Raw genomic sequence first — 1,482 nt, 5'->3', positions numbered from 1 at the left:
TGAACTGTGACCCGGTTTGTGGACTCTGATTAAAAGCAGCCTTTTATTTAGCAGGCCAAGAGATGACTCCTGAATTCGTCGGGGGTCATCTTTTTTAATGTCCATTGGTACCGTTCCGAATTGTAATAAGCGATGTATTCAGAAACACGTTCCTGTACTTCACGGATCGTTTGGCAGTCTGTGAAGTTGACATCATCCTTCATATGACCGAAAAATGATTCCATCGATGCATTATCCCAACAGTTTCCCTTGCGAGACATGGACTGTTTAAAACCGGCTTTCTTCAGTTGGGTCAGAGTTTTTGGATGGGTGTAGTGCATCCCCTGATCTGAGTGGAAGATGGCTTCGGGGTGGATATTCCCGTCCAGCCGTTCCAACAGGCTTGTAATGGTCCGTTTAACAAGCGATAGCTCCAGTGTAGAAGAGACGCATTCGGCGAGGATCTGCCTAGTGGCTCCATCTTTTACGCAGGAAAGATAGGCCCACTGCCCATTCCCGTATCGCAGGTAGGTAATGTCGGTTAGGAATACTTTCTCCGGCTCACCTTGGTCAAAATGGCGCTTTAGCAAGTTCGGACAAGTCTGGTGTTCCTGAGTTGCTTTAGCCATCTTTCGATAAGGATTTGCTTGACGAATCTTTGCGACTAAGTTGAACTTGTGCATAAGGCGTCGAATTTTTTTGTGGTTCATAACAACACCGCTGATTTGCTCCAAACGCATCTTGATTACTAGAGCGCCAGCCTTCCCATCTAGAGCGTCAAAATGAAGTTTAATCAGGGCAAGGTCCCGTTCATCAGCGGCTTGGCGGAGTTGCCGATGTTCCTCAGCTCCAAGCCACCTGTAATAGCCGCTAAGGCTCACTTCTGCAATCTCGCATAGATAGCGAGTCATCTTCTTGAGATTGTGTAGCCGAATTGTGTGGTTGATGATTTCATAGCGCTCAGAGGGCGTTAACGTTTCTTTTTCTGCCTTTCGAGCGCTTCGAGCTTTTTTAGGAAATCCACCTCAGCCTGTAGCAGTTTAATCCTGGCCATAGCGCGCTGTAGTTCTTCTTCCACAGATAGTTCGCCCGCTGGCCGTCTTCCTGTGCTACCTTTGCCACGGCGTTCTTCCGCCAGCCCAGCCTCACCGTATTTAGCAAACGTTTCTCGCCATCGTTTCAAACTGTGCTTGGGCTTTTTGTGACCGATTACATCCAGATCAAAACCAGCTTGGATGAATATTTCTACCGGTGTGAAGCCCTCTTCATAAGCTTTTACTGCAGCAATCTTGAACTCAGGCTTGTACGTTATGTTTGTCTCGGAAACCTGTTGTACGTGCGGATTCGCTGCTAAGTTCTTCATGTTCTCTTCTGTAAACAATGTACGATTCATATATCCCATGTACGTCACGCTCTCTCCCTAGCTGTTACTCTGATTAAAACACAAATGACCCACAAGAGGGTCACTTTTTTCAAAGTGTCCTTCTTATGGGTCACAGTTCA

The 1,482-nt window shown here is 46.8% G+C and carries 1 protein-coding gene; it reads right to left on the bottom strand.

Going from position 1 to position 1,482, the window contains the following annotated elements; translation table 11 throughout:
- Positions 1 to 47: 47 nt before the first annotated feature.
- Positions 48 to 1,372 (bottom strand): IS3 family transposase gene (locus tag KQJ23_RS23535; protein ID WP_216481330.1). Its coding sequence is split into 2 segments (ribosomal slippage): positions 48 to 994 and positions 994 to 1,372, totalling 1,326 coding nucleotides; the frame shifts between segments, so codons are not numbered across the junction.
- Positions 1,373 to 1,482: the final 110 nt, after the last annotated feature.

Origin of the sequence: Paenibacillus brevis (assembly GCF_018919145.1) — a bacterium.
In the GTDB taxonomy this organism is placed as follows: domain Bacteria; phylum Bacillota; class Bacilli; order Paenibacillales; family Paenibacillaceae; genus Fontibacillus; species Fontibacillus brevis.
Note: the sequence above shows the minus strand (reverse complement) of the source record. Positions and strands in the feature narration are given on the sequence as shown.